This is a genomic window from Pseudoxanthobacter sp. (assembly GCF_036822375.1).
GTDB lineage: Bacteria > Pseudomonadota > Alphaproteobacteria > Rhizobiales > Segnochrobactraceae > Pseudoxanthobacter.
In genome coordinates this window covers 1-6,805 of sequence record NZ_DAISHT010000181.1, presented here as the reverse complement: position 1 = coordinate 6,805, position 6,805 = coordinate 1, and the positions used below count along the sequence as shown (strand labels likewise).

Annotated in this window: 6 protein-coding genes; 5 read left to right on the top strand and 1 reads right to left on the bottom strand. The window is 68.8% G+C overall.

The annotated features are described in order from the left end of the window. The 4 genes from acnA to V7067_RS14000 form a co-directional block, all read left to right on the top strand. The coding region (acnA, locus tag V7067_RS14015; protein ID WP_334176523.1) for an aconitate hydratase AcnA at positions 1-2,412 on the top strand (2,412 nt) is incomplete at its 5' end. Between the two features lie 106 nt (positions 2,413-2,518). Next, on the top strand, positions 2,519-2,815 hold the full coding sequence (locus V7067_RS14010; RefSeq protein ID WP_334176522.1) for a GIY-YIG nuclease family protein: 297 nt from the start codon (positions 2,519-2,521) through the stop codon (positions 2,813-2,815). 232 nt (positions 2,816-3,047) lie between these two features. Continuing rightward, entirely contained in the window at positions 3,048-4,139 is a 1,092-nt protein-coding gene (locus V7067_RS14005; protein ID WP_334176524.1) for a lysine-2,3-aminomutase-like protein, read from the top strand. A 144-nt stretch (positions 4,140-4,283) separates the two neighbouring features. After that, complete coding sequence (locus V7067_RS14000; RefSeq protein WP_334176521.1) at positions 4,284-4,865, top strand: alpha/beta hydrolase; 582 nt, start codon at positions 4,284-4,286, stop codon at positions 4,863-4,865. Between the two features lie 12 nt (positions 4,866-4,877). Here V7067_RS14000 and V7067_RS13995 read toward each other — a convergent pair whose 3' ends face one another. Continuing rightward, positions 4,878-5,546 carry a hemolysin III family protein gene (locus tag V7067_RS13995; protein ID WP_334176520.1) on the bottom strand — a complete coding sequence of 223 codons (669 nt, stop codon included), beginning with the start codon at positions 5,544-5,546 and terminating at the stop codon, positions 4,878-4,880. A gap of 120 nt (positions 5,547-5,666) precedes the next feature. On the opposite strand from V7067_RS13995, the gene V7067_RS13990 reads away from it, so the two are divergent. Then, a complete protein-coding gene (locus V7067_RS13990) occupies positions 5,667-6,509 on the top strand; it encodes a DMT family transporter (RefSeq protein ID WP_334176519.1) in 843 nt (280 codons plus the stop codon). Positions 6,510-6,805: the final 296 nt, after the last annotated feature.

Genomic DNA, 6,805 nt, shown 5'->3' with positions numbered 1-6,805 from the left:
GTGCCGGCGGTGGTCGATCTGGCCGCCATGCGCGATGCCATGAAGAACCTCGGCGACAGCCCGGAGAAGATCAATCCGCTGGTGCCGGTCGATCTCGTCATCGATCACTCGGTGGTGGTCGACTATGCCGGCGCCGCCGACTCGCTTGCCCGCAACGTGGCGCGCGAATATGAGCAGAATCAGGAGCGTTACCGCTTCCTGAAGTGGGGCCAGTCGGCCTTCGACAACTTCCGCGTCGTGCCGCCCGGCACCGGCATCTGCCATCAGGTCAACCTTGAGTACCTGGCGCAGACCGTGTGGACCAAGGACGTGAAGGAAGACGGCGAGAAGGTGACCTACGCCTTCCCGGATACCCTCGTCGGCACCGACAGCCACACCACCATGGTCAACGGCCTCGGCGTGCTCGGCTGGGGCGTGGGCGGCATCGAGGCCGAGGCGGCCATGCTCGGCCAGCCGATCTCCATGCTGGTGCCGGAAGTCATCGGCTTCAGGCTGACCGGCAAGCTGCAGGAAGGCATCACCGCCACCGATCTGGTGCTGACCGTCACCCAGATGCTGCGCAAGAAGGGCGTGGTCGGCAAGTTCGTCGAGTTCTACGGCGAAGGCCTCGATCACCTGTCGCTGGCTGACCGTGCGACCATCGCCAACATGGCGCCGGAATATGGCGCGACCTGCGGCTTCTTCCCGATCGACAGCGAAACGATCGACTATCTGGAGGAGACCGGCCGCAAGGACGACCGCATCGACCTCGTCAAGGATTATGCCAAGGCGCAGGGCATGTGGCGCGGCAAGTCCGCCGAGGATCCGGTGTTCACCGACGTTCTCGAACTCGACATTTCGTCGGTGCAGCCCTCGCTCGCCGGCCCGAAGCGCCCGCAGGACCGCGTGCTGCTGGCCGATGCCAAGACCGGCTTCCTCTCCGCCCTTGAGGGCGAGTTCAAGAAGCCCGGCGAGGCCGCCAAGCGCGCCCCGGTGGACGGCAAGGACTTCGACGTCGGCCACGGCGATGTCATGATCGCCGCCATCACGTCGTGCACCAACACCTCCAATCCGAGCGTGCTGATCGCCGCCGGCCTGCTGGCGCGCAACGCCATTGCCCGGGGTCTGAAGGCCAAGCCGTGGGTGAAGACCTCGCTCGCCCCCGGAAGCCAGGTGGTGGCCGAATATCTGTCGAAGTCCGGCCTGCAGACCGATCTCGACAAGCTCGGCTTCAACCTCGTCGGCTTCGGCTGCACCACCTGCATCGGCAACTCCGGCCCGCTGGCGCCGGAAATTTCCGAGGCGATCAACAAGGCCGATCTCGTGGCCGCCGCGGTGCTCTCCGGCAACCGCAACTTCGAAGGCCGCGTGAACCCGGACGTGAAGGCGAACTATCTCGCCTCCCCGCCGCTGGTGGTTGCCTATGCGCTGGCCGGATCGCTGCAGGTGGACCTCACCCGCGAGCCGATCGGCACGGGTGCCGATGGCGAGCCGGTGTTCCTCAAGGACATCTGGCCCTCCAACAAGGAAATCGCCACCTTCATCCGTGAGAACATCACCAAGAAGATGTTCAAGGAGAAGTATGCCGACGTGTTCGCCGGCGACGAGAACTGGCGCAAGATCGCGGTTCCGGAAGGCCAGACCTATGCCTGGCAGGATGCCTCGACCTATGTGCAGAACCCGCCCTACTTCGTGGGCATGACCGAGACCCCGAAGCCGGTGACGGATATCGTCAACGCGCGCATCATGGGTCTGTTCCTCGACTCGATCACCACCGACCACATCTCCCCGGCCGGTTCGATCAAGGCGGCGAGCCCGGCGGGCCGCTACCTCGTCGAGCATCAGGTCCGCCCGGCCGACTTCAACCAGTACGGCACCCGTCGCGGCAATCATGAAGTCATGATGCGCGGCACCTTCGCCAACATCCGCATCAAGAACCAGATGCTGGGCGGCAAGGAAGGCGGCTTCACCATCCACTATCCGGATGGTGAGGAAATGGCCATTTACGACGCGGCCATGAAGTACAAGACCGAGGGCGTGCCGCTGGTGGTGTTCGCCGGCAAGGAATACGGCACCGGCTCTTCGCGTGACTGGGCGGCCAAGGGCACCAACCTGCTCGGCGTCCGCGCCGTGATCGCGCAGTCGTTCGAGCGCATCCACCGTTCGAACCTCGTCGGCATGGGTATCCTGCCGCTGGTGTTCGAGGACGGCACCTCCTGGCAGACGCTGGGCCTGAAGGGCGACGAGACCGTGACCATCCACGGCATCGAAGGCGACCTGAAGCCGCGCCAGAAGATGGAAGCGGAGATCACCTTCGCCGACGGTTCCCGCAAGGTGGTGCCGCTGCTGTGCCGCATCGATACTCTCGATGAGCTGGATTATTTCCACAACGGCGGCATTCTGCAGTACGTGCTGCGTCAGCTCGCCGCCTGATCCGGCGGCCTGTCAGTAACCTGAAATCCGGCGCCGCCGGCTCCCCTCCGGGAGCCGGCGGCGTTGTATTGACCGGGTGGGGAAGGAGAGGAAGATCGTCAGCAAGGTGACCTGGCCGAACGGCAAGATCTATGTCGGCAGCGATCTGACAGACACGATCACCTGTTTTGGCAGCCCCGACCGGTTGTTGGTGGCATCCGATTTTCCCACCCGCCACGATCGCCGCGACATCACCGTGCGCCGCGAGATTCTGTGGGAATCGGAGCAGGCAACGAAAGCGGAGGTGCTTCAGAAAGAGCGCGAATTCATCGTCGCGCTGCGATCGAACGATCCCGCGATCGGCTACAATGAGATTCCCCGCCCCGGTGCCGCCGGCCACCGGCGCCGGCCGGAAAAGGCGTGACAACGCCGGGCCCGGGGTGTTGAAAGGGCGCATCGGCCCGCCCCGTCGCGTCGGGTGCCCGACACGGGCCTTTCCGCCCGGTCGCGAAGCGCTGCCGGTTCCGAAGTTTTCCCGGCCCCGAAGTCCCGCCGGCCCCGAAGTCCCGCCCGATCCCGAAAAGATGACCGCCTCCCGTTCCCAGCCCCTGTTTTCCGCCTCCGATCCCGCTGCGGCCGTGCCGCCCGCCGGCGAAATGCCGGCCGGCGCGGGGGCGGGGCTGCACACCGCGGCCGGGCTGGTCGGCGCCGGGCTTGCGCCGGCCTCGGCGCTGCCGGCGCTGGAGCGGGTGGCGGCGCGCTATGCGGTTTCCGTCACGCCGGACATGGCCGATCTCATCGACACGGCCGATCCTGCCGATCCGGTTGCCCGCCAGTTCGTGCCAACGGTAGCGGAACTGGTGATGCGGCCGGAGGAGCGCGCCGATCCCATCGGCGACGACGCGCACAGCCCCGTCGAGGGCATCGTGCACCGCTATCCCGACCGGGTGCTGCTGAAGCTTCTTCACGTCTGCCCGGTCTATTGCCGCTTCTGCTTCCGCCGCGAGATGGTCGGGCCGGGGGTGACGAAGGCGCTCAGTCCGCAGGCCATGGAAGCGGCGCTCGGCTATATCCGGGCCAATCCCGCGATCTGGGAAGTGGTGGTGACGGGCGGCGATCCGCTCATCGCCTCGCCGCGGCGGCTTGCCCGGCTGATGGCGGCGCTGCGGGCCATCGCCCATGTGAAGGTGGTGCGGTTTCACACCCGCGTGCCGGTGGTGGCGCCGGCGCGCGTGACGGCGGCGCTGGTGGCGGCGCTGCGGCCCGCGACCGACGCCGGCGGCCTTGTGACCGAAGGGCCGGTGACGTGGGTGGTGCTGCACGCCAACCACGCCCGCGAGTTCACCCCCGCCGCCCGTGCGGCGGTGGCCCGGCTGGTAGCCGCCGGCATTCCCATGCTCAGCCAGTCGGTGCTGCTCAGGGGCATCAACGACGATGTGGAAACGCTCGGGGCGCTGATGCGGGCCTTCGTGGAAAACCGCATCAAGCCCTATTACCTGCATCAGGGCGACCTTGCCCCCGGCACCGGCCATTTCCGCACCACGATTGCGGAAGGGCAGGCGCTGATGAAGGGCCTGCGCGGGCGCTGGTCCGGCCTGTGCCAGCCGCATTATGTGCTCGATATTCCCGGCGGCCACGGCAAGGTGCCGGTCGGGCCGTCGTGGGTGACGACGCATGACGATCACCTGATCGTTGAGGATCCGCGCGGCAACCGCCATCGCTATCCGCCGGCCGGCGAGCAGGATTGAGAATTTAATTCCTGTTTCGTTATTTTGTGGAAATTGGTTTCTGTTTCCGCTGGGTCTCGGGTGCCGGCCGGCTTTGCCGGCGCCGCCGGGGGCGGCTACTTTTTGCGCCATGCGCGGCATTCGGCAGGGCGGAAGGGGCAGGCGATGGCAACGCGGCTGATCGTTCAGGGTCTGGACGGATCCGGGGAAGGGCACTGGCAGCGCATCTGGCTGGCCGAGGATCCCGATGCCATTGCCGTGGAACAGGAAAGCTGGTCCGCGCCGGTGCCGGCCGACTGGCTGGCCCGGCTGGAGGCGGCGGTTGAGGCCCACCCCGGTGCGCTGGTCGTGGCCCACAGTCTGGGCTGCGTGCTGACGGCGCATCTGGCGGCGCGCCGGCCGGATCTGCACATCGGCGGCGCGCTGCTGGTGGCACCGGCCGATGTCGGCTGTCCCCGCTCCGCGCCGGACCGCATCCGCTCGTTCGCACCCATCCCGCAGGTCCGCCTGCCGTTTCCGAGCGTTCTCGTCGGCAGCCGCAACGATCCGTTCATGCGGTTCGCCCGGGCGGAGGCGCTGGCGGCCGACTTCGGCGCCGATCTGGTCGATCTGGGTGAAGCCGGGCACATCAATGTCGCCAGCGGCTTCGGCCGCTGGGAGGGCGGCTTCCGGCTGGCCGATGCCCTGGAACGCCGCCTCGGGGCGGCGGCGCACGGCCGGGCGGAGGGGCTGCGCCCCGGCGCCTGAACGGCGGCCGGCTCAGGCCGGCGCCAGCAGCACGCCGGCCATCAGCGCGGCATAATGCACCGCTGCCGCCGCCAGCACGAACACATGCCAGACCGCCTGCTGGAACGGCAGCCGCTCCCACAGGTGAAACACCACGCCGATGGTGTAGAGCGCGCCGCCGATGGCGATGAGCGTCAGCGTGCCGGCCCCGACCGCAGCCGCCATCGGGCCGATCGCCACCAGAATCAGCCAGCCGAGGCCGAGATAGAGCGGCAGCGCGAACGGCTCGAACCAGCGCGGCTGGAACAGCTTGAGAACGGCGCCGCCGAGCGCGCCGGCCCACACCACGCCGACCAGCGACCACCCCCACGCCCCGCCGAGCGCGACAAGGGCGAACGGCGTGTAGCTGCCGGCGATCATCAGGAAAATACCGGCGTGATCGAGGCGGCCGAGCAGGTCGCGGCGGCGGCTGGTGCGGCGCATGTTGTAGAGCGCCGAGCAGGCCAGCATCGTGACCAGTGCGGCGCCATAGATGGACACCGACACGATTTCCAGCGGACGGCCGGTAAAGGCCGCCATGACGATGGCAACCACCGCGCCGCTGATGCCGGCCGTGAGGCCGATGATGTGGACGATATCGTCGGCCAGAAATTCGGCCCGGCTCGGCAGACGCCGCAGGGCCCGGATCGATTGTGCGATCATGGCAGCCTTCCGTTGCGAAGCGGAAACGGGCGGAGTATCGCCGGCAAAGACGGCTAAAAGGTGCCGCATGCGCCCCGCTCCGGCCGAAGGCGGGAAGAGGCAGGCCGGACGGAGGCGGAGTTGAGTGCAGGCGTCATGATCGTGGTGCTGTGCGGGGCGGCCCTGCACGCGCTGTGGAACACGCTCGTCAAGGCAGCGGCGGATACCTGGGTCTCCACCGCGCTGGTGGCGGGCGGCGCGGCCGTGGTGGCGGCGCTGGCACTGCCGTTCCTGCCTGCGCCGGCACCAGCCTCCTGGCTGCACATCGCGGTCTCGGCGGTGTTGCAGGGTGTCTATTTCGGCCTTGTCGCGGCGGCCTACCGGGCGGCCGACATGAGCTTTGCCTATCCGCTGATGCGCGGCACCGCGCCGGTGCTGGTGGCGCTGGTCAGCCTGCCGGTGCTGGGGGAGGCGCTGTCGCCGCCGGTGTGGGCCGGCGTCGGCCTCATCTCCGCCGGGGTGCTGACCATGATCGCCGGTCGCCGCGGGCCGGGCGGGCGCGGGCTGCGCGCGGCGGGGCTGTCGCTTGCCAATGCGCTGGTGATCGCGCTCTACAGCCTCAATGACGGTGTCGGGGTGCGGCTTTCCGGCAGCCCGGCGGGCTATACGCTGTGGATCTACCTGCTGGGCGGCATTCCCGTGGTGGCGTGGGTGGCGGCAACCCGCCGCGCCGCCTTCGCCGCCGGCCTGCGCCGCGGCTGGAAGCGCGGCCTCGGCGGCGGTGCCGCCAACACGGCCTCCTATGCGCTGGCGCTGTGGGCCATGACACGGGCGCCGGTGGCCAGCGTCGCCGCCCTTCGTGAAAGTGCCATCCTGTTCGGCCTCGTCATCGCCACGCTGGTGCTGCATGAGCGGCTGACCCCGCCCCGGGTTGCGGCAACGGGGCTGATCGTGGCCGGCGCGGTGGCGATGCGGCTGGGCTGAACGGCACGCCGCCGGCCGCAGCCGGCAGGCGGAGGACCGGCAGGCGGGAAGCAGGCCGGCCGGCGGGGGGCTTGACGGCAGGGCGGTTTCGCCGGCAGTTTCATCGCCAATCGACGAATGCCGTCCGGTCCGCACCCCTGCGGTTCTCCCGCCGGCCGCATCCGCGTCGCATCCCCTTCCGCCGGCCCCGCCCCCTCCCGGGCGCTTCCGCCGGCCCCGCCCCGGAGTGACACCCATGGACTATCGCCCGCTCGGCCGTTCCGGCCTGAAGGTCAGTGCCATCTGTCTCGGCACCA